Origin of the sequence: Pseudomonas sp. NFACC04-2 (assembly GCF_900119265.1) — a bacterium.
Classification (GTDB): domain Bacteria; phylum Pseudomonadota; class Gammaproteobacteria; order Pseudomonadales; family Pseudomonadaceae; genus Aquipseudomonas; species Aquipseudomonas fluorescens_AA.
This window is the reverse complement of the sequence record NZ_FPJC01000004.1, coordinates 25,314-46,661: the sequence shown is the minus strand read 5'-3', so window position 1 is coordinate 46,661 and position 21,348 is coordinate 25,314. Positions and strand designations below refer to the sequence as shown.

17 protein-coding genes are annotated in these 21,348 nt (G+C 60.7%); 6 read left to right on the top strand and 11 right to left on the bottom strand.

Annotation, left to right across the window (positions count from 1 at the left end; all coding sequences use genetic code 11):
- Positions 1 to 52 precede the first annotated feature (52 nt).
- The 10 genes from BT125_RS06790 to BT125_RS06745 form a co-directional block, all read right to left on the bottom strand.
- The gene (locus BT125_RS06790) at positions 53 to 1,618 is read right to left on the bottom strand and encodes a SpoVR family protein (protein WP_072405772.1); all 1,566 of its coding nucleotides are present in this window, start codon (positions 1,616 to 1,618) and stop codon (positions 53 to 55) included.
- Positions 1,615 to 2,886, bottom strand: a complete 1,272-nt coding sequence (locus BT125_RS06785; RefSeq protein ID WP_003206179.1) for a YeaH/YhbH family protein — start codon at positions 2,884 to 2,886, stop codon at positions 1,615 to 1,617. Before BT125_RS06785 ends, BT125_RS06790 begins: the two co-directional genes overlap by 4 nt.
- Positions 2,887 to 2,999: 113 nt before the next feature.
- The gene (locus BT125_RS06780; protein WP_053125937.1) at positions 3,000 to 4,922 is read right to left on the bottom strand and encodes a PrkA family serine protein kinase; all 1,923 of its coding nucleotides are present in this window, start codon (positions 4,920 to 4,922) and stop codon (positions 3,000 to 3,002) included.
- 299 nt (positions 4,923 to 5,221) lie between these two features.
- Positions 5,222 to 5,551: a thiosulfate sulfurtransferase GlpE gene (gene glpE / locus BT125_RS06775; protein WP_072405771.1), complete on the bottom strand. Its 330-nt coding sequence runs from the start codon at positions 5,549 to 5,551 to the stop codon at positions 5,222 to 5,224.
- Positions 5,552 to 5,583: 32 nt separating this feature from the next.
- Positions 5,584 to 6,459, bottom strand: a complete 876-nt coding sequence (locus tag BT125_RS06770) for a symmetrical bis(5'-nucleosyl)-tetraphosphatase (RefSeq protein WP_072405770.1) — start codon at positions 6,457 to 6,459, stop codon at positions 5,584 to 5,586.
- A complete protein-coding gene (apaG, locus tag BT125_RS06765) occupies positions 6,459 to 6,839 on the bottom strand; it encodes a Co2+/Mg2+ efflux protein ApaG (protein WP_053125932.1) in 381 nt (126 codons plus the stop codon). The genes BT125_RS06770 and apaG overlap by 1 nt, the downstream gene beginning before the upstream one ends.
- Positions 6,840 to 6,955: 116 nt before the next feature.
- Complete coding sequence (gene rsmA / locus BT125_RS06760) at positions 6,956 to 7,774, bottom strand: 16S rRNA (adenine(1518)-N(6)/adenine(1519)-N(6))-dimethyltransferase RsmA (protein ID WP_072405769.1); 819 nt, start codon at positions 7,772 to 7,774, stop codon at positions 6,956 to 6,958.
- Positions 7,771 to 8,760, bottom strand: coding sequence for a 4-hydroxythreonine-4-phosphate dehydrogenase PdxA (gene pdxA, locus BT125_RS06755; protein WP_072405768.1), 990 nt, complete (start codon positions 8,758 to 8,760; stop codon positions 7,771 to 7,773). The genes rsmA and pdxA overlap by 4 nt, the downstream gene beginning before the upstream one ends.
- The gene (gene surA, locus BT125_RS06750) at positions 8,757 to 10,073 is read right to left on the bottom strand and encodes a peptidylprolyl isomerase SurA (protein WP_139271692.1); all 1,317 of its coding nucleotides are present in this window, start codon (positions 10,071 to 10,073) and stop codon (positions 8,757 to 8,759) included. The genes pdxA and surA overlap by 4 nt, the downstream gene beginning before the upstream one ends.
- On the bottom strand, positions 10,054 to 12,852 hold the full coding sequence (locus BT125_RS06745; protein WP_072405766.1) for an LPS-assembly protein LptD: 2,799 nt from the start codon (positions 12,850 to 12,852) through the stop codon (positions 10,054 to 10,056). The genes surA and BT125_RS06745 overlap by 20 nt, the downstream gene beginning before the upstream one ends.
- Before the next feature lie 130 nt (positions 12,853 to 12,982).
- Between BT125_RS06745 and BT125_RS06740 the strand changes: the two genes are divergently transcribed.
- From BT125_RS06740 to BT125_RS06730, 3 genes are read left to right on the top strand one after another with little or no spacing between them, the layout of a single operon-like run.
- Entirely contained in the window at positions 12,983 to 14,008 is a 1,026-nt protein-coding gene (locus BT125_RS06740) for an aminoglycoside phosphotransferase family protein (protein WP_072405765.1), read from the top strand.
- Positions 14,005 to 14,676 (top strand): N-acetylmuramate alpha-1-phosphate uridylyltransferase MurU, encoded by a 672-nt coding sequence (gene murU, locus BT125_RS06735; protein ID WP_072405764.1) that lies wholly within the window; start codon positions 14,005 to 14,007, stop codon positions 14,674 to 14,676. Before BT125_RS06740 ends, murU begins: the two co-directional genes overlap by 4 nt.
- Position 14,677: 1 nt before the next feature.
- Positions 14,678 to 15,445 carry a TerB family tellurite resistance protein gene (locus tag BT125_RS06730; protein WP_072405763.1) on the top strand — a complete coding sequence of 256 codons (768 nt, stop codon included), beginning with the start codon at positions 14,678 to 14,680 and terminating at the stop codon, positions 15,443 to 15,445.
- A gap of 177 nt (positions 15,446 to 15,622) precedes the next feature.
- On the opposite strand, the gene BT125_RS06725 is transcribed toward BT125_RS06730, so the two are convergent.
- Positions 15,623 to 16,615 carry an alpha/beta hydrolase family protein gene (locus tag BT125_RS06725; RefSeq protein WP_072405762.1) on the bottom strand — a complete coding sequence of 331 codons (993 nt, stop codon included), beginning with the start codon at positions 16,613 to 16,615 and terminating at the stop codon, positions 15,623 to 15,625.
- Positions 16,616 to 16,689: 74 nt separating this feature from the next.
- Here BT125_RS06725 and BT125_RS06720 point away from each other — a divergent pair, with 74 nt between their 5' ends.
- From BT125_RS06720 to BT125_RS06710, 3 genes are all read left to right on the top strand, one after another.
- Entirely contained in the window at positions 16,690 to 19,086 is a 2,397-nt protein-coding gene (locus BT125_RS06720; RefSeq protein ID WP_072405761.1) for a PAS domain-containing sensor histidine kinase, read from the top strand.
- A gap of 121 nt (positions 19,087 to 19,207) precedes the next feature.
- Entirely contained in the window at positions 19,208 to 19,837 is a 630-nt protein-coding gene (locus tag BT125_RS06715) for a response regulator (protein WP_003177702.1), read from the top strand.
- Positions 19,838 to 20,186: 349 nt separating this feature from the next.
- Positions 20,187 to 21,311: an ABC transporter ATP-binding protein gene (locus BT125_RS06710; protein ID WP_072342484.1), complete on the top strand. Its 1,125-nt coding sequence runs from the start codon at positions 20,187 to 20,189 to the stop codon at positions 21,309 to 21,311.
- The last annotated feature ends 37 nt before the right edge of the window (positions 21,312 to 21,348 follow it).

Sequence of the window (21,348 nt, the reverse complement as noted above, 5' to 3'; positions counted from 1 at the left end):
GTTGGTCCGACAGGATAACCTTTGCGTCAGACGTCCGGAGGCGAAAACGGGATCAAAGATGAATGACGGCCAAGTCCAGACGGCCATAATCGCCCTCGGCTTGTTCGCCTCTGGGAGGTACATGATGGGTTTTCATCACTTGGTCGCCTTGCAGGGTTTCCAGATGGATGTCAAAGCCCCAGAGGCGATGCAGGTGCTTGAGCACTTCATCGGTGGAGTCGCCCAGCGGTTTGCGGTCGTGCGCCTGATGGCGCAGGGTCAGTGAGCGATCTCCGCGGCGGTCGATGCTGTAGATCTGCACGTTGGGCTCGCGATTGCCCAGGTTGTATTGCGCTGCCAGGGTTTCGCGGATGATGCGATAGCCGCTCTCATCGTGAATGGCAGGTACCACCAAGTCATCTTTCTGGTCGTCATCCAGGATGCTGAACAGTTTCAGGTCGCGGATCACCTTGGGCGAAAGGTACTGCAGGATGAAGCTTTCGTCCTTGAAGCTGCTCATGGCGAATTTAATGGCAGACAACCAGTCCGAACCGGCGATTTCCGGAAACCAGCGACGATCTTCCTCGGTAGGGTTTTCGCACATGCGCCGGATGTCGCGGTACATGGCGAAACCCAGTGCGTAAGGGTTGATGCCGCTGTAGTACGGGCTGTCGAAGCCAGGTTGGAACACCACGCTGGTGTGTGACGTCAGGAACTCCATCATGAAACCGTCGGTGACCAGGCCTTCGTCGTACAGGTCGTTCATCAGCGTGTAGTGCCAGAACGTGGCCCAGCCTTCGTTCATTACCTGGGTTTGGCGCTGTGGATAGAAATACTGGGCGATCTTGCGCACGATGCGCACGATTTCCCGCTGCCACGGCTCCAGCAGCGGCGCATGTTTTTCAATGAAATAGAGAATGTTCTCCTGGGGCTCGGCAGGGAAGCGGGCATTGTCTTTTTCGCTGTACTTGTCCGCACCCTTGGGAATGGTGCGCCAAAGATCGTTGATCTGTTTTTGCAGATGTTCTTCGCGGTCCTTCTGGCGCCGGCGTTCTTCTTCGGCGGAAATCGGATACGGTCGTTTGTAGCGGTCCACGCCGTAGTTCATCAGGGCATGGCAGGAGTCCAGCAGGTCCTCCACGGCGTCGATACCGTGGCGCTCCTCGCATTGCATGATGTACTGCTTGGCGAACACCAGGTAATCGATGATCGAACTGGCATCGGTCCACGTACGGAACAGGTAGTTGCCCTTGAAGAAGCTGTTGTGCCCGTAGCAGGCATGCGCCACCACCAAGGCCTGCATGCAGATGGTGTTCTCTTCCATCAGGTAGGCGATGCAAGGGTCGGAATTGATCACGATCTCATAGGCCAGCCCCATCTGACCGCGGCTGTAGGATTTCTCGGTGCTGAGAAAGTGCTTGCCGTAGGACCAGTGGTGATAGCCCAGCGGCATGCCGACCGACGCGTAGGCGTCCATCATTTGCTCGGCAGTGATCACCTCGATCTGGTTCGGGTAGGTGTCGAGGGCATAACGGTCCGCGATACGGCTGATTTCGCGGTCGTAGGCCTTGATCAGCTCGAACGTCCATTCGGAGCCGGTGGAAATGGGCTGGCGTTTCTGCTCTTTTTTGGCGGTCATGTCACTAACCTGCGCTGGAAGAGTTCACGGAAGACCGGGTAGATATCCCCGGCCGAGACCAGTTGCTGTTGGGCAAATGTGTCGGAAAATGCTTCGGCAATCCGTTCATATTCGTACCACAAGGCCTGGTGTTCCCGTGGAGTAATTTCCACATAGGTGTAGTACTGGACGAACGGCATGATCTGGTTGATCAGGATGTCACGGCAGATCGGTGAGTCGTCGTTCCAGTTGTCACCGTCCGAGGCCTGGGCCGCATAGATGTTCCATTCGTTGGCAGGGTAGCGCTCGGCCATGATTTCCTGCATCAGCTTCAGGGCGCTGGAGACAATGGTGCCCCCGGTTTCCCTGGAGTAGAAGAACTCCTCTTCGTCCACTTCCCGGGCGCTGGTGTGGTGGCGGATGAACACCACATCGATCTTGTCGTAGTTCCGCTTCAGGAACAGGTACAACAGGATGAAGAAGCGCTTGGCGATGTCCTTGGTGGCCTGGGTCATGGAGCCGGAAACGTCCATCAGGCAAAACATCACCGCCTTGGAGCTGGGATTTGGCTGTTTCACCAGCAGGTTGTATTTGAGATCGAACGTATCGAGGAACGGGACGCGGTGGATGCGTGCGCTGAGTTTTTCGATTTCCGCTTCCAGGTCCTGAATATCGCCGAAATTGTCGGGTTCTTCGCGTTTCAGGCGAGCCAGTTCTTCCTTGGCTTCGCGCAGTTTGGCCCGGCTGCTACCCGACAGCGCGATACGCCGGGCATGGGCTGAACGAAGGGTGCGGATGATGTTGATGCGTGATGGGTTGCCTTCATTGCTGATACCGGCACGCACCGTCTTGAAGGTGTCGGTACCGGTCAGGTTGCGCTTGACCAGGTTCGGCAGCTCCAGGTCCTCGAACATGAACTCCAGGAATTCCTCCTGGGTGATCTGGAAGACAAACTCATCCATGCCTTCGCCGGAATTGCCGGCCTTGCCAGGGCCCTTGCCGCCACCGCCGCCCTGGGGGCGGGGGATGTGCTCGCCACTGGTGAATTCCTTGTTGCCAGGGTGCACGACGGTCTGTTTGCCGCCGCGACCATGGTGAAGCACCGGCTCGTCGATGTCGCGGCCAGGGATGCTGATCTGTTCGCCGTGTTCCATATCGGTAATGGAGCGCCGGCTGACCGCCTCTTCGACGGCCTTCTTGATGTGGTCACGGTAACGCCGCAGAAACCGCTGGCGGTTCACCGTGCTCTTGTTCTTGCCATTAAGGCGTCGGTCGATCACATAGCTCATAGGCCCCTCCAGGGGAGCTTCAAGTCGTAAGCCTCAAGCCGTAAGGGGCGTGGCGTCGAGCCTTGGGCTCGACGCCACGCCCTTGCAGTTTGTAGCTAGAAGCTTGCCGCTGCTTACTGCGATTTCCGTACCCGCAGGTACCATTCGGAAAGCAGTCGTACCTGTTTGTCGGTGTAGCCACGTTCGACCATGCGTGTGACGAAGTCGTTGTGTTTTTGCTGGTCCTCCTTGCTGGCCTTGGCGTTGAAGCTGATGACGGGCAGCAGGTCTTCGGTGTTGGAGAACATCTTCTTCTCGATGACCACCCGCAGCTTTTCATAGCTGAGCCAGGTTGGGTTCTTGCCGTTGTTGTTGGCACGGGCGCGCAGCACAAAGTTGACGATTTCGTTGCGGAAATCCTTCGGATTGCTGATGCCCGCCGGTTTCTCGATTTTCTCCAGTTCCTCGTTGAGTGCCACGCGATTGAGTATTTCGCCGGTTTCCGGGTCGCGATATTCCTGGTCCTGGATCCAGAAGTCTGCGTACAGCACGTAGCGATCGAAGATGTTCTGGCCGTATTCGCTGTAGGACTCCAGGTAAGCCGTCTGGATTTCCTTGCCGATGAACTCGATGTAGCGTGGGGCCAGGTATTCCTTGAGGAAGCGCAGGTAACGCTCGCGGGTTTCGGCCTGGAACTGCTCCTGTTCGATCTGCTGTTCCAGCACATACAGCAGGTGAACCGGGTTGGCGGCAATTTCGTGGGGGTCGAAGTTGAAGACCTTGGACAGGATCTTGAACGCGAAGCGTGTGGACAACCCGTTCATCCCTTCATCGACGCCGGCGTTGTCGCGGTATTCCTGGATCGACTTGGCCTTTGGATCGGTGTCCTTGAGGTTTTCACCGTCGTACACACGCATCTTCGAATAGATGTTGGAGTTTTCCGGCTCCTTGAGACGCGACAGCACCGTGAACTGGGCCAGCATCTTCAGGGTGTCGGGGGCGCAATGAGCCTTGGACAGCGAGCTGTTGAACAGCAGCTTGTCGTAGATCTTCACCTCGTCGGTCACTCGCAGGCAGTACGGCACCTTGACGATATAGATCCGGTCGATGAAGGCTTCGTTGTTCTTGTTGTTGCGGAAAGTATGCCATTCCGACTCGTTGGAGTGCGCCAGCAGGATGCCGGTGAACGGAATGGCCCCCAGGCCCTCGGTGCTGTTGTAGTTGCCTTCCTGGGTGGCGGTCAGCAGCGGGTGCAGCACCTTGATAGGTGCCTTGAACATTTCGACGAATTCCATGAGGCCCTGGTTGGCCCGGCACAGCGCACCCGAATAGCTGTAGGCGTCGGCGTCGTTCTGTGGGAATTCTTCCAGTTTGCGGATATCGACCTTGCCCACCAGTGCCGAGATGTCCTGGTTGTTCTCGTCCCCAGGCTCGGTCTTGGCTACTGCGATCTGGTTGAGGATCGAAGGGTAGAGCTTGACCACCCGGAACTGGCTGATATCACCGCCGAATTCGGCCAGGCGCTTGGTCGCCCATGGCGACATGATGGTATTGAGGTAGCGGCGTGGAATGCCGAAGTCTTCCTCGAGGATTGCGCCGTCCTCTGTTGCATTGAACAGCCCCAAGGGCGATTCGAACACTGGCGAGCCCTTGATGGCATAGAAGGGCACTTTTTCAATCAGCTGCTTGAGTTTTTCGGCCAGGGACGATTTACCGCCACCCACGGGGCCGAGCAGATAAAGGATTTGTTTCTTCTCTTCCAGGCCTTGGGCGGCATGGCGGAAATAGGACACGATCTGTTCGATGCATTCTTCCATCCCGTGGAAGTCCGCAAAGGCCGGATAGCGGCGAATCACCTTGTTGGAGAAGATGCGCGAAAGCCTCGAGTTGGTCGAGGTATCCAGCAGCTCCGGTTCTCCGATGGCCAGCAACAGACGCTCCGCAGCCGACACATAGGCACTGCGGTCCTGCTTGCAGAGTTCGAGGTATTCCTGCAGCGAGTATTCCTCTTGCCGCGTGGACTCGAAACGTTGCTGGAAGTGGCTAAAAATGCTCATGACGTCACCTCGCTCGATACGTGGAGCCGGTGTCGGATCAATCAGTCGATGCTGGACAGCCGCTGGGAACCCAGTTGCCGTTTACCCCCCAGAATGCTTTCAAGAATGCAGGCTCCTGAAAGCTGACTCCCGATGACCCGCGCGCCGGTGTACCGGCTCTCCCCTGTTTTGGATGGCCTGAGGCTAAGGATAGTTCGGAATCACGGAGGTAAAGGTGGAATACGTAATTAGTTGTGGCAGACCGTTCGTCCGCCATCGCTCAAGCCCACGGTTCACGCGGGCTTGGCCGGCATAAAAAATTATTCGGCGGCGCCTTGCGCTGTTTCTGCGGGATAGGTCGTGCGCCATAACTCAAAACCACCGTCCAGGCTGTAGACGTCGGTGAAGCCCTGGCTGATCAGATAGGCGGCTGCGCTCTGGCTGGAGTTGCCGTGATAGCAGACCACGACGGTCGGTGCATCGAGGTCGGCGGCGCGGATGAAGTCGGCGATGGAATGGTTATCCAGATGCTTGGCGCCGCTGATGTGCAGGGCCGCAAACGTGGCTGGGTCGCGAACGTCGACGACGACCGCGCCTTGCTCGCGCAGGGCCTGGGCCTGTTCCGGGGGGATGCGTTTGAATTCGGTCATGAGGGACTCCTGTAGCTTGAGCGCAACGCCGGTCAAACGGCGGTGCCGGCTGGCAATGGTGCAGTGGTCGGGTGATGGATTCTGGCGTGGCCCTGTTCATCGCAATCGCAACGCAGTTGCTCGCCCGTGTCGACGTTCATCAGTGTCATGGCGCTGCCCCACACACAGCCGGTATCGAGGGCGAAGACGCCGGGTTCGTCGCATTGACCTCCCAGTGCCGCCCAGTGCCCGAAAATGATTTTCAGGTGACGGGTCTTGCGCTCGCTGTGCTTGAACCAGGGGGCGTAGCCGGGGGGGGCGGTCTCGATGCCTTCCTTGCCCTTGAGATCGAGCTTGCCGTCGCGGGTGCAGAAGCGCATGCGCGTGAAATAGTTGGTGATGACGCGAAGGCGGGCGCTGCCGGTGAGGTCATTGTCCCACTTGACCGGCTCGTTGCCATACATGCCGTCCAGGTAGGGCGCGAACAGATTGTCGTCGCGCAGTGCCTGTTCCACCTCGCCGGCGCACTTGAGCGCCTTGCGCAGGGACCACTGAGGCGGGATGCCGGCATGGACCAGCGCCAGATTGCGTGGCTCGTCGTAATGCATGAGCTTTTGCTGGCGCAGCCATTCCAGCAGTTCAACGCAATCGGGGGCGTCGAGGATTTCCGTCAAGGTGTCGGATTTTTTCAGGCGTTCGATGTTCTGCCAGGCGGCCAACAGGTGCAGGTCGTGGTTGCCTAGCACGCACACCAGGGACTGGCGGATGCTGTAGAGAAAACGCAACGTTTCAAGGGATTGCGGGCCACGGTTGACCAGGTCACCCACCAGCCACAGCGTGTCTTTCTGGGGATCGAAGGCGACCCGTTCCAACAGGCACTTGAGCGGGTCGAGGCAGCCTTGCAGGTCGCCGACCGCATACGTGGCCATTAGTGCAGCGCTCCGGGTACGGCCAGGCGAAAGGGCTTGATGACAGCGTCGAAGCGTGTGCCGTCCTCGGCCAGCATCTGGTAGGTACCCTGCATGGTGCCGACCTTGGTGGTCATCACGGTCCCGCTGCTGTAGCTGTGGCTTTTACCGGCGTCGATCAGCGGCTGCTGGCCGACCACGCCTTCACCACGCACTTCTTCGACATGGCCGTCGCCGTCGGTGATCACCCAGTGCCGCGACAGCAGCCTGGCGGGCAAGGAGCCATTGTTGCGCACGGTAATGCTGTAGGCGAAGGCGAAGCGGTCATGCTCGGGTTGCGACTGTTCTGCCAGAAAACGGGTGGTGACGCTGACGTCGACCTGGTAACGAGGATCAGACATGCAAATAAGGCCTTAAAAACGAAGCGGGACGCGGGCGCGACTCAGGAGATCAGTCTAGGCCAAGTATCGGGTAGTAGACCAGACTGGCGTACTGCCCGATAGCGCTTGTCACCCGTTCAGTTGGCGTCGGCTTGCGGGGCGACCTGTTCGCTGAGCTTGTCGGCCAGGCGTACGAAAGCCGCCAGGTCCAATTGCTCGGGGCGCAGGCTGCCGTCGACGCCGGCGGCTTCGATTTCGGCGCTGCTGAGCAACAGTTTCAAGGTGTTGCGCAGGGTTTTGCGGCGTTGGTTGAACGCTTCGCGCACCACCCGCTCCAGCAGGCGATGATCCTTGGCCGGGTTCGGCAGGACGGCATGAGGTACCAGGCGGACGATGGCCGAATCGACTTTCGGCGGCGGGTTGAATGCACCCGGACCAACGTTGAACAGGTGTTCGACCCGGCAATGGTACTGGACCATGATCGACAGTCGACCCCAATCGCCACCGCCAGGGCCGGCGGCGAGGCGCTCGACCACTTCTTTCTGCAGCATGAAGTGCATGTCACGGATCAGGCTGGCGTTGCTCAGCAGATGGAAGATCAGCGGTGTGGAGATGTTGTATGGCAGGTTTCCCACCACCCGCAGGCTGTTAGGCGCGGCGTTCAGGCTATTGAAGTCGAATTTCAGTGCGTCGCCCTGGTGCAGGTTGAAATTGCTCTTGCCGGCGAACTGCTGGTTGAGGATCGGGATCAGGTCCTTGTCCAGTTCCACCACGTCCAGTTGCGCGCCGCTGTCGAGCAGGCCCTCGGTCAGGGCGCCCTGGCCCGGCCCGATTTCCAGCAGGCGGTCGTCGGGCTTGGCCCGGATGGAGCGCAGGATGCGATCGATCACGCCGGCGTCATGCAGGAAGTTCTGGCCGAAGCGCTTGCGCGCGCGGTGTTGGTATTGCTCGGTCATAAATGGGTCTCGGCCATCTGGTAGGCGGTTTCCAGGGCGACTTGCAGGCTGCCGGTATCGATCTTGCCGCTGCCGGCCAGGTCCAGGGCGGTGCCATGGTCCACGGAGGTACGGATGATTGGCAGGCCCAGCGTCACGTTGACTGCCGCGCCGAAGCCTTTGTACTTCAGCACGGGCAGGCCCTGGTCGTGGTACATCGCCAGCACCGCATCGCAGTGCTCCAGATATTTGGGGGTAAACAGAGTGTCGGCAGGCAGCGGGCCACGCAGGTCCATGCCCTCCCTGCGCAAGCGCTCCAAAGTGGGTTCGATGATGTCGATTTCTTCACGGCCCAGGTGCCCGCCTTCGCCGGCATGGGGATTGAGCCCACAGACCAGGATGCGTGGCCGGGCGATGCCGAATTTTTCCTGAAGGTCGGCGTGCAGGATGCGGGTAACCCGCTCCAGGCGTTCCGAGGTGATGGCGTCGGCGATGTCCCGCAAGGGCAGGTGAGTGGTCACCAAAGCCACGCGCAGGCCGCGGGTGGCGAGCATCATCACCACTTGCGCCGTATGGGTCAGGTCCGCCAGGAATTCGGTATGTCCGGAAAAGGCAATCCCGGATTCGTTGATCACGCCCTTGTGCACCGGAGCGGTGATCATGCCGGCGAACGTCCCGTCCAGGCAGCCTTGGCCGGCACGGGTCAGGGTATCGAGGACGAACGCCGCGTTGGCCTTGTCCAGTTGCCCAGTGACGACTGGCGCGCCCAAAGGCGTATCCCAGACATACAAGCTGTTGGCGGGTGCCGGGACGTCCGGCCAAGCGCCTGGCGATACCGGCAGCAAGTCGACAACCACCCCCAGTTGCGCGGCCCGTTCAAGGAGCAGGTCGCGACTGGTGATGGCAATCAGAGGATGCGGCTGGAGGTGCGAGGCGAGCAGCAGGCACAAGTCGGGACCGATGCCGGCTGGTTCGCCGGGTGTCAGCGCGAAACGCTTGGGTTTCACTGCGCTGCCTGGTCTGCACCAGGAAGTTTGATCTCAACGTAGGCTTCGTCGCGAATCTGACGCAGCCAGGTTTGCAGCTCTTCGTCATATTTGCGGTTGCGCAATACGGTCATCGCCTGCTGTTCGCGCGCCTGGGTGGTGCTGTCGGTGGCGCGACGGCCAAGGACTTCCAGTACGTGCCAGCCATACGGGCTCTTGAACGGCTTGGACAGTTGGCCTTGCGGCGTATCGGCCATGACCTGGCGGAACTCGGGAACCAGTGCATTGGGGTCAACCCAGTTCAGATCGCCGCCGTTGAGGGCCGACCCCGGGTCTTCGGAGAAACTCTTCGCCAGTTCGGCGAAGTCCTCGCCCGCTTCGATGCGGTCGTAGAGTTTTTCCGCCAGGCGCTTGGTCTCGGCTTCGCTGCGAATCTCGCTTGGCTTGATCAGGATGTGGCGGACATGCACTTCGTCACGAACCTGGGTTCCGCCACCGCGCTTTTCCAGCACTTTCAGGATGATGAAGCCGCCTGGGGTACGTGCTGGCTGGGTGATGTCGCCCACGGCCATGGCGCTCAGTTCGCGGTCGAATGGAGGTGGCAGTTGAGCGGGCTTGCGCCAGCCCATGTCGCCGCCTTCCAGGGCGTTGTCGCTGCCCGACTTGGCAATGGCCATCTGGCCGAAATCAGCGCCTTGCTTGAGCTGCTGGTAGACATCCATTGCCTGGCGATAAGCGCTCTGGATGGCTTCGGAGTTGGCGCTTTCCGGGGTAGGAATCAGGATGTTCGCCAGGTGCAGCTCTTCGGAAAGCTGCATCTTGCCCAGGTCGGAGGCGAGGAAATTCTTCACTTCCTGCTCCGACACCTGGATGCGTTCGGCGACACGGCGCTGGCGCACACGGCTGATGATCATTTCGCGACGGATCTGATCGCGGGCGTCCTCGTAGGAGAGGCCGTCGCGAGCCAGGGCGGCGCGGAACTGTTCGATGCTCATGTTATTGCGCTGGGCAATGGTGCCAACGGCCTGGTTCAGCTCTTCATCGGTAATGCGGATGCCGGAGCGTTCGCCGATCTGCAGTTGCAGGTTTTCGACGATCAGGCGTTCGAGCACTTGCTGGTCCAGCACACCCGGAGGCGGCAGGCCTCCGCCGCGCTTGGCGATGGTCTGCTGCACTTCATGGACACGTTGGTCCAACTGGCTCTGCATGACCACGTCGTTGTCAACGATGGCCACCACTTTATCGATGGACTGTACCGCGGCGTTGGCCGCGGTACCCAGGAACAGCGCGCCCAGCATCAGCGGACGCAGACAATCAGAAAGCTTGGTCTTCACGTTCACGATAACCTTGGATGCCTTTGTCGAGGAAGCTCTCTACCTTGGCGCCGGTCAGGCCGCCGAGTCCCTTCAGAACAATTTGGAGGAAGATGCCGTGGTCGCCTTTTTCGTTTTCCGGGGCGGCTTGACTGAACTCTTCGTAGTCGACCCAGTAACGGTTGATCAGGCGCAGTTTCCAGCAGCAATTGTCGTATTCGAAACCACCGAAGGCTTCCAGGGTACGGTTGCGGTTGTAGTCATACTGCCAGCGGCTGATGGCGTTCCACTGCGGCACGATCGGCCAGATGACCGAGAAGTCGTGCTGCTGGATCTTGTAGTAGTCCTTCACGTAGCCAGGCTGGCCAGGCGTGCCGTAGTCGCCACCGCCCACGGACCATTGACCGGTAGTCTGGTCGTAGCGGACCTGGTCGTTGCGATAGCGATAACCGGCGTTGATGACCTTGTTCGGGTTGTCTTCAGGCTGGTAGTGGAACATCGCGCTACCCGAGCGAGGGCTGCGAGTGTCCGGGTCCCAGTTATAGGTAGCCGTGGTGCGCCAATCGCGGTTCCAGCGGAACTCATACTCCAGGGCGTAAGGCGATACATCCGATTTGGCGTCTTCGCGCGTTTTGAAGTCGATGCCCGGCAGCTGGACTTCGCGATCCTTGAAGTACAAGGCCTGGCCGACGCTGATGCGCTGGCGTTCGAAACCGTTTTCTTGGATCCAGCGGCTGGTTATGCCCAGCGACAATTTGTTCTCGTCGCCGACACGGTCGGAGCCCGAAAAACGATTGTCACGGAACAGCGAGGAGTAGCTGAAGGTGTACTCGCCGGTGTCGAACACAGGGATATCGCTCTGGTCTTTCTCAGGTACGTAGAGATAGAACAGGCGTGGTTCCAGAGTCTGGCGATAGTTGGTGCCAAACCACTGGGTATCACGGTCGAAATACAGGCCGCTATCGATGCTGGCGATTGGGACGCCGCGGCTCTGGCTGCCGCTGTACGTGCCGCGCAGACGATCCGTCTCGGCGGACTGCGCGGCGATCTGGGATTTGCCAATGCCGTCCAGATCCAGATCGTATTGGGTGTATTGGTATTTGAGCGACGGCGTGATGAAGCCGTAGGTGGCTTCCATCGGCAGGCTCATCACCGGCGCCAGATTCAGGCGAGTACCGTTAGCCCGTGCCAGTCCGCGAACGTTGGAGTCCAGCCTCGGCTCGGAGTTACCGTCTTCGTCGGTGTAGGCGCCGGTTCGCAGATCACGATCAAACCGCACCAGCTCTGTCTTGTAGGCGAGATCCAGTCCATACGGGTGTTGCGGCAGCTCACCGATGAAGGTGATCTGAGGCAAGCGGTTGTAAGGGGTGATCTTCGAAATCGTTGCCATCTGGTAGGCCTGGGCATTCACCCGCGCCGTGTAGCTGTCGCCGCGATAGCTGACTGCGCCTTGCTGATTGACGTAATCATTGGACTCGATACCGATCTGATCGCTTTCAAGATCCTGGAAATAGTACGGATCGCTGATCTTGGTGTAGTCGACTTCCGTCAGCACGCGCGAATCGAGGCCGCCCTTGTGCTGCCAGTTGTACATGTAGCGGGTCTTGTCGTAGTCGCTCTGCCCGCTGCGCTCATCGTCTTCGTCGTTGAGGTATGCGGCACCGAACTGACCTTCGCTGGACTTGGTCAGGTAGCGGAATTCGCCTTCCATCAACAAGCCACGCTTGGCCATGTAGCGTGGGTACAACGTGGCGTCGTAGTTCGGCGCCAGGTTGAAGTAGTACGGGGTGACCAGCAGGAAGCCGGTGTCGCTGCTGCTGCCGATGGTCGGCGGCAGGAAGCCGGACTGGCGACGGTCGTCGATCGGGAAGTAGATGTACGGCGTGTACAGGACCGGGAAGTCCTTGACCCGCAGCGTCACGTTGGTCGCGGTGCCGAAGCCGGTGGCCGGGTTCAGGGTGATGTTGTTGCCCTTGAGCGTCCAGGCGTTGCTGCCCGGTTCGCACGTGGTGTACGTACCATCCTTGAGGCGGATGATCGCGTTCTCGGCACGCTTGGCGTACAGCGCGTTACCGCGGATGCGCGACTTGTGCATCACGTATTCGGCGTTGTCGACCTTGGCTTCGCCGGTGTCCAGCTGTACATCGGCGTGGTCGCCGACGATCAGCGCACCGTTGTCGCGAACCCGCACGTTGCCGCTCAGCTCGCCACGGTTCTCGGCCTGGTACAGGCTGGCCTCGTCGGCCTCGACCTGCATGCTGCCCTGGCGCATGACCACGTCACCGGCCAGGGTCGCCACCTGTTCTTCCTGCTGATAGCGTGACGCCTTGGCGCCGAGGAACGTGGGCGCATCGCTCTTGGCGGTCTTGTCATTCATGCCAGGACGCGTCGGCTCGATGTAGGCACCGGCGCAGTAAGGACCGGTCTCAGCCAGTTGCGCCGGGGTGAGGTTCTCTCGTGGAACCCAATCCAGGTGGCTGTAGTCTGCACTGCGCGACTTCAGGCCGCGGCCCTTGGCTTCGGTAACGAGCATCGGCTTTTCGCCGGCTTCCTCGCCCGAGCTGCTGTCGGCTGGCGCCGCGCCGCTGTCGGAAACCGCACTGCCGTCGTGCACGGGACGCGGCGGCAACGCGGCGGCCGGTGTCTTGGGCGCACAGTCCCAGGCACCCGAAGCAGAGACGGAGCAGTCATACTGCTGCGCCGCGACGACGAATGAAGAGGCCAGGGGTTGCAGGGCCAGCAGACTGCCGGTGACCAGCAACGGAAATTTTTTACGAAACGCGGGGGATTTCAATGCCATCTTATTAGTCCGGGCTTCCTGCGTGCCATCTGCCCGCGGTGTGGGCCGCACGCCTCTCGATGGTCTGAAAAAGATGCTGGATAATAAAGCATGACCCGCTTGACGGCTAGCGCCGTCGGAGACCCTTGCAATGCCCGACCAAGATGTACGCTTGCAACACCTGAAACTATGGCTCGATGAACAACTGCCGATCCTTTTCACTCAACAGGGCTGGGGCACCGTACCCCCGGCCACGTTGACCGCCGCCAGCAGTGACGCGAGTTTCCGGCGGTATTTCCGCTGGGAGGGCGAGGGGCGCAGTTTGATCGTGATGGATGCGCCACCGCCCCAGGAAAACTGCAAACCCTTCGTGGATATTGCTTTTTTACTGGCGAAATCCGGCATCAACGTGCCAAAAATTTACGCCGAGGACCTTGAGCGCGGCTTTCTTTTGCTCAATGACTTGGGCAATCAGACCTACCTGGACGTGATCGACGGCGAAAATGCCGACGATTTATTCGGCGATGCCTTGCAAGCCTTGTTGGCTTTCCAGCAATTGCCGATGGTCGCGCCGTTGCCGAGCTACGATGTCGCGTTGCTGCGTCGGGAGCTGGAATTGTTTCCCGAGTGGTACGTCAAGCGCGAGCTGGGTATCGAATTCGATCCGGCCCAGCAGCAACTCTGGCAACAGGCCAGCGAGCTGTTGATCGACAGCGCCCTGGCCCAGCCCAAAGTGCTGGTGCACCGCGACTACATGCCGCGCAATCTGATGCTCAGCGTACCGAACCCCGGTGTGCTGGACTTCCAGGATGCGGTCTATGGTCCGGTGACCTATGACGTGACCTGCCTGTTCAAGGATGCCTTCCTCAGTTGGCCGGAGGCGCGTGTGCGCGGTTGGCTGGAGCGTTACTGGCAGCAGGCTAGCGCCCTTGGCATTCCCGTCCAGCCGGATCTCGAGGATTTCCTGCGGGCCAGCGACTTGATGGGCGTGCAGCGTCACCTCAAGGTCATCGGGATCTTTGCGCGCATCTGCCACCGTGATGGCAAACCACGTTACCTCGGTGATGTGCCGCGTTTCTTTGCTTATATAGAAGCGGTCATCGCCCGGCGCCCGGAACTGGCACCGCTCGATGAGCTGCTTGGCAGCCTGCGACAGTCGACCGGAGCAACGGCATGAAGGCGATGATCCTGGCAGCGGGCAAGGGCGAGCGCATGCGCCCCTTGACCCTGACCACGCCAAAGCCATTGATTCGCGTGGGTGGCGTTCCCTTGATCGAATACCACTTGCGGGCGCTCGCCAAGGCCGGGTTCAGCGAGATCGTGATCAATCACGCCTGGCTCGGTCAGCAGATCGAAGATCACTTGGGGGACGGTTCGGGTTTTGGCGTGAGCATTCGGTTTTCACCCGAAGGCGAGCCGCTTGAGACCGGGGGAGGGATTTTCCGGGCCTTGCCGTTGCTGGGCGATGACGCGTTTGTGGTGGTCAATGGCGATATCTGGACCGACTACGATTTCAGCCTGTTGCGCAGGCCGCTCAAAGGGCTGGCGCACCTGGTGCTTGTTGATAATCCCGAGCATCACCCGAACGGTGATTTCATCCTGGCCGACGGAAAAGTTCACGATGGGCGAACGCCTGCCGACAACCTGACCTATAGCGGCATCGCCGTCCTGCACCCACGGTTGTTCGACGGTTGCACAGGCGGTGCCTTCAAGCTCGCACCGCTGTTGCGCACGGCCATGGCCGAGGGGAGCGTCTGTGGCGAGCATCTGAAAGGGCATTGGGTCGATGTCGGCACCCATGAGCGTTTGGCGCAGGTCGAAACCTTGATAGAAGCGAGCGGTTGATATGTGGTGGCCAGGGACTCTGATTGGAGCCGGGGCGGGCTTTGCCATCGCCAGCATTCCGGGGGCCATGCTTGGCGCGTTGTTGGGGCAGGCGCTGGACCGGCGCCTGAACTTGCAGGGCTGGGCGCAAATACGCGAACGGCTGGGCGGCCGCCCGGCGTTGCGCAACGATGAGTTGTTGTTTGTATTGCTCGGGCGTCTGGCCAAATGCGATGGGCGCGTGGTCGACGGCCACATCCAGCAAGCTCGCCAGGAGATGCGGGCGTTGGACTTGAGTGAATCGGCGCAGCGCCGGGCGATCGCGGCGTTCAACCGAGGCAAGTCCGGAAACGATCGGTTGCGCGGTTACATGCGTCGCCTGGCCGTCCAGCCCCATGCGGCTGAAGGGGTATTGCGCGCTTGCTGGCGGATGGTCTGGGCCGACGGACGTGCCGGTGTCGGCGAGCGAGAGCTGGTGGCCCAATGGGGCCGTTGGTTGGGCTGGACGCCGCAACAGGTCCAGGCGCTGGCGGCTGATTACGAACCGCAGAAACTGTCGCGGCCCAACGTCGGCGTGACCTATCAGGAGGCGTTGCGCTTGCTGGGGGTTTCGGCCACCAGCGAGCCGTCGCAGATCAAGCGTGCTTACCGGCGGCTGCTCAGCCGTCATCACCCGGACAAGATTGCCGGCAGCGGGGCGACGCCCTTGCAGGTGCGTGAAGCTACCGACAAAACCCGAGAGCTGCATAACGCCTATCGGTTGATTCGCGAGCGGCGGGATTTTCGGTAGAAGGGATAACAGTAGAGAGGAAGGTAACCACTGTGGCGAGGGGATTTATCCCCGCTCAAGTCCCCAGCACTCGCCATCAGATTGTGTTGTCGCACGGGCTTTGGGGTTGCTGCGCAACCCCGCGGGGATAAATCCCCTCGCCACAAAGTTAGTGTTCGGCTTGGCCAGTTGTAAGCCTTACTCCGTTGTCTTCTGCGGATTCAACCAACCCCGAACCCGACGAAACAGCTGCTCCTGCTCCGCCGCCGGGTTCGGCAGGGCCTTGAGGGACACCTGGCTGAAGGTCGAACCTTTCAAGCGTTTGCTTGCCTGCAAGCGCTCCAGCGCCTCGTTGCGATCCAGCGGCTTATCCATGTAGAAAATATCGGCGGTCGCCAGTTTCAAGGTCGGGGTCAGTTCGGCCAGGCCGGGCTTGGCAGTGATCGGCGTCTGCGCAGCCACCATCACGAAGCGTTCGACTTGCGAAGGCTGCTTTTCACTCAAGTAACGCGCGGCCCAATAGGCGCCCGTGCCATGGCCCAGCAGTACGATACGACGTGCGCTTTGCTGTTCGGCGTAGGCCAGCGCCGCATCGATGCGGGCGAAGATGCGCTCGACGTCCGCCTTGGCATGTTCTTCATCGGTTTGCGCAACGACCGGATCCACCGCATCGGCTTCGCCGCCGGCGACCTGTTCGATCGGCGCCGAAGTGGTAGCGTCCGGTGCCGCGGCAGCCGTATCGGCCGGCTTGGTCTCGGGCGTGGCTTCCACCACGCGCGGTGCGATGACATCGCTTTGCAGGTCCGGCAGGGTGATACTCAGGCTGCTCCATTCAACATCGGGCAATTTTTTGCGTAATGGGCCGACGACTTGAGGCCAGTCAGCGGTTTCGCCGGCGCCGGGGATGATAATGACCGCGCCTCTGGGATCACTGGTGTTGGCCGGTTTCCACAGTGCCAGGAAAGTGTCGCTGCCGGTCTGCAACTGTTGCTGTTCCTGGGGCGGGAGTTTTCGCCCCAATGCGGCCGCTTCTTCCTGACTACGCTCGAGCAAAGGCTGGCGCTCGACAGATTTTTCCTCGGCAGGTTGCTCGGCGGTGGGGGCCGTTTCGCTGGCCTGGACAGAAAAGGCACTTGGCAGGATCAGCGATAGGCACAATGCTGGCAACGCCAGGCGATAAACAGAGGGCATCGGATATTCCATGACCAGAAGTATTTCCGGCAGCCTAATGGGTTGGTCAGTATTTGTCAGTGCATGAGACTTCAATGATGCGTTTTTGCTGCCTGTGGGTTATCGGCTGTTTATGGCTTCCCTTGATGGCGTGGGCCGCGCCCGCGCCGTCGGCGCCTGGGGTGCAATTGAATGCAGGGCAGCGCCAATGGCTGGTGCAACATCCGCAGTGGCGGGTCGGCCTGGTCTTGCAGGCGCCCTATGCGCAATATGACCGGCGCTTGCAGCGTTTGTCCGGCACCAATGTCGAGTTGATGCAGTGGCTGGGCAAGGCGCTGAACGTCGAGCTGACCTGGCGCAACTTCCAGGACGTGGCGCAACTGGAAGCCGCGGTGCGTGCCGGTGAGGTGGACATCGCTCCGGGCCTGACCCAATCCCCGGGCGGGCTCAAGCTCTGGCAGTTTTCCGATCCCTACATGCGCGTGCCGCAGTTGATCGTCGGTGCGCAGAAAGGCGCCGAGGGGGTGGAGTTGGAAAAACTCGACGCCCAGGCCCGCGTCGCGGTGCGCATGCCCAGTGCCACGGCCGATTACCTGCGCAGCAACTACCCGACGCTGAACCTGCAGGGCGTGCCGATGGAGCGCGAGGCCCTGCAATTGCTGCTGACCCAGCAGGCCCGGTACGCGGTGGTCGACGAGGCGCAACTGGGTCGGTTGATGGTCGAACCCGAATTCGCCGAGCTGGCGGTGGTGGGCGACATTGGCCTGCCGCAGTTGCTACGGGTTGCCACACGCCGGGACTGGCCGGAGCTGGCAGAAATCATCGACAGAGGTTTGCAGGCAATCCCGGCCAAGGAGCTGGAGCAACTGCACAGTCGTTGGCTCAAGCCAAAATACCCGCGCCTGACCGAGACCCCGGGTTTCTGGCAGAACCTGACCCTGTTGATCCTGGCCCTGCTGCTCAGCAGCGTCGCCATTGTGTTCTGGCAGCGCCGCCAGCAACGCGCACTGGAGCGCCGCCTGCGTGCCGCGAGGGAGGACATCGCCCAGCGTGCAGCCAGCGAAGAGGCCTTGCGTCTGACCCAGTTCTCCATCGATCAAAGCACGGTCGGCATCCTGTGGGTCAATTGGGACAGCCACGTGCGTTATGCCAACCGAGCGGCCGAAACCATGCTCGGCTACGCCCCGGGCGCCATCATCGACCGGCCGTTGATCGACTTCGAGCCTGGCTTGCACATGGACCGCTGGTTGAACCTGTGGAAGCGTGCCCGGGCCAGTGAAGAGGGGCCGCAGAGCTTCGAAACCGAGTGCGTGCGAGCCGATGGCAGTATCCTGCCAACCGACGTTTCCCTGAGCTTCCTGCGTTTTCGCGACGCCGAATACCTGGTGGTCTACCTCAATGATGTGACCGAGCGCCGACGTGCGCTGGCGGCGTTGCGCGAAAGCGAGGCGCGGCTGCAAGGCATCGCCGCCAATGTGCCGGGCCTGGTCTTTCGCCTGGAGCGGGCGCCGGTGACCGGCCAGATCGACTTTGCCTACATCAGCGAAGGCAGCGAAAGCCTGGTGGGCTATTCCCCAGCAATCCTGGCCCGCAGCGACACAGGGCTGCGTAGTCTGGTGCATCCGCAGGACAAGGCCGATTATCACCGCACCCAGGACCAGGCGCTGGATACCGACAGTGACTGGTCATGGCAGGGCCGTATCCTGACCCGCGAAGGCCAGGAGCGTTGGGCCGAGATCAAGGCGATCACCCGGCGTCTCGAGGATGGCGCCTATGTCTGGGACGGTATCGTCTGGGACATCACCGACAGCAAGCGCATCGAACTGGAATTGGCCCGTTCCCGGGAGCAGTTGCGCGAGTTGTCGGCGCACTTGGAAAGCGTGCGGGAAGAGGAAAAAGCGCGCATTGCCCGGGAAGTCCACGACGAGCTGGGCCAGATGCTGACGGTGTTGAAGCTTGAAACTTCCATGTGTGAATTGGCCTACGCGCAACTCGACCCGGGCCTGCATGAGCGACTGAACAGCATGAAGCGCCTGATTGCGCAGTTGTTCCAACTGGTGCGGGACGTGGCGACGGCGTTGCGCCCGCCAATCCTGGATGCCGGCATCGCCTCGGCTATCGAATGGCAGGCCCGGCGCTTCGAGGCGCGAACGCAGATTCCTTGCCTGGTGCAGGTGCCGGACAACCTGCCGCCCCTGAGCGACGCCAAGGCCATCGGCTTGTTTCGGATTCTCCAAGAGGCACTGACCAACGTGATGCGCCATGCCCAGGCGCATACTGTGGAGTTGACGCTGGTTCAACAAGGCGCTGATTTATGTCTGATCGTCAGCGACGACGGTGTAGGATTTATTGCCGATACAAGCCGGCCAACGTCCTTTGGACTGGTCGGCATGCGTGAACGGGTGCTGATCATGGGTGGACAGTTGACCCTGGACAGTGAGCCAGGGGAGGGCACCACCCTGTCGGTGCGGGTGCCGTTGAATGAGGCCTGATGGTTTGGGTTGCCTGGGCTGACGCTATCGCGAGCCAGCTCGCTCCCACATTGATTGAGATGTACACAAACCGTGTGGGATCGAGCTGGCTCGCGATGAGATCCTGAATCTGGAGAAGCATGTGATCCGTGTACTGGTAGCTGAAGACCACACCATCGTCCGCGAAGGCATCAAGCAGTTGATCGGCCTGGCCAAGGATCTGCTGGTGGTGGGGGAGGCGAGCAATGGCGAACAGTTGCTCGAGACCCTGCGCCATGTGCCCTGTGAAGTGGTGCTGCTGGATATCTCCATGCCGGGCGTCAACGGCCTGGAGGCGATCCCGCGGATTCGTGCGTTGAACAATCCGCCGGCCATCTTGGTACTGTCGATGCATGACGAGGCGCAAATGGCCGCCCGTGCCCTGAAGGTCGGCGCTGCGGGCTACGCAACCAAGGACAGCGACCCGGCCCTGCTGCTCATGGCGATTCGCAAGGTCGCGGCCGGCGGGCGCTATATCGATCCGGACCTGGCCGATCGCATGGTCTTCGAAGTCGGTCTGACTGATACGCGACCGCTACACTCGCTATTGTCCGAACGCGAATTCTCGGTTTTCGAACGCTTGGCCCAGGGCGCCAACGTCAACGACATCGCCCAGCAACTGGCCCTGAGCAGCAAGACCATCAGCACCCACAAGGCGCGGCTGATGCAGAAACTCAACATCACCTCATTGGCCGAGTTGGTGAAATATGCGATGGAGCACAAGTTGCTCTAAGCCCCACCGCAGTATCCCCCTTGTGGGAGCGGGCTTGCTCGCGAATGCGGTGCTTCAGTTACATCTGTATTGACTGTCACGCCGCATTCGCGAGCAAGCCCGCTCCCACAGGGTTTTGTCTCGGCATATCCATTTGCGACACACCCCGACAGCGCTTTTTGCCCCTGCTTGCGGCTTGCCGCTTAAAACGCGCCGCTGCATTTACCCAATCCCGCCATCCTTGTAGGGCAATCCCTACCCCGAGTCTTCCATCCGGCTGAGGCGATTCTCTCCTGCGCCCCGATTTGCGCGGACCCCAGGGTCCACTAGGCTTGATTCACAAGCAGTCATCAAAACAAAAGGTGCGGGTATGAGCCAGGTCGATTCAAGCGCGGGGGCCAGCGATGTGCTGGTCAGCTTTCGTGGTGTGCAGAAGAGCTACGACGGCGAGAACCTGATCGTCAAAGACCTCAACCTGGACATTCGCAAAGGCGAATTCCTGACCCTGCTCGGGCCTTCCGGCTCCGGCAAGACCACCAGCCTGATGATGCTCGCCGGGTTTGAAACCCCAACCGCTGGCGAGATCCTGCTGGCCGGGCGCTCGATCAACAATGTGCCGCCGCACAAGCGCGACATCGGCATGGTGTTCCAGAACTACGCCTTGTTCCCGCACATGACTGTCGCCGAGAACCTTGCGTTCCCGCTGACCGTGCGAGGGCTGAACAAGAGCGACGTGAGCGATCGGGTCAAGCGTGTCCTGAGCATGGTCCAGTTGGACAGCTTCGCCCAACGCTACCCGGCGCAGTTGTCCGGCGGCCAGCAACAACGGGTGGCCCTGGCCCGGGCGCTGGTGTTCGAGCCGCAGTTGGTGCTGATGGACGAACCCCTGGGTGCGCTGGACAAGCAATTGCGTGAACACATGCAGATGGAAATCAAGCACCTGCACCAGCGCCTTGGCGTGACCGTGGTCTACGTGACCCACGACCAGGGCGAAGCCTTGACCATGTCCGACCGCGTGGCGGTGTTCCACCAGGGTGAAATCCAGCAGATCGCTCCACCGCGCACCCTGTATGAAGAGCCGAAAAACACTTTCGTCGCCAACTTCATCGGTGAAAACAACCGTCTCAACGGTCGCCTGCACAGCCACACCGGCGATCGTTGCCTGGTGGAATTGGCGCGCGGCGAGAAAGTCGAGGCCCTGGCGGTGAATGTCGGTCAGCCCGGCGAGCCGGTGACCCTGTCGATCCGTCCGGAGCGGGTGAGCCTCAACGGCGTCAGCGAACAATGTGTCAACCGCTTCTCAGGGAGGGTGGCGGAATTCATCTATCTGGGCGACCACGTCCGGGTTCGCCTGGAAGTCTGTGGCAAGAACGACTTCTTTGTGAAGCAACCGATTGCCGAGCTCGATCCCGCGCTCGCCGTCGGCGACGTGGTTCCGCTTGGCTGGCAAGTCGAGCATGTGCGTGCGCTCGATCCCCTTCTAGAGGCGAATTGATCGCCCCCTGCTGTACCAACACCAACCCTGCACGTGG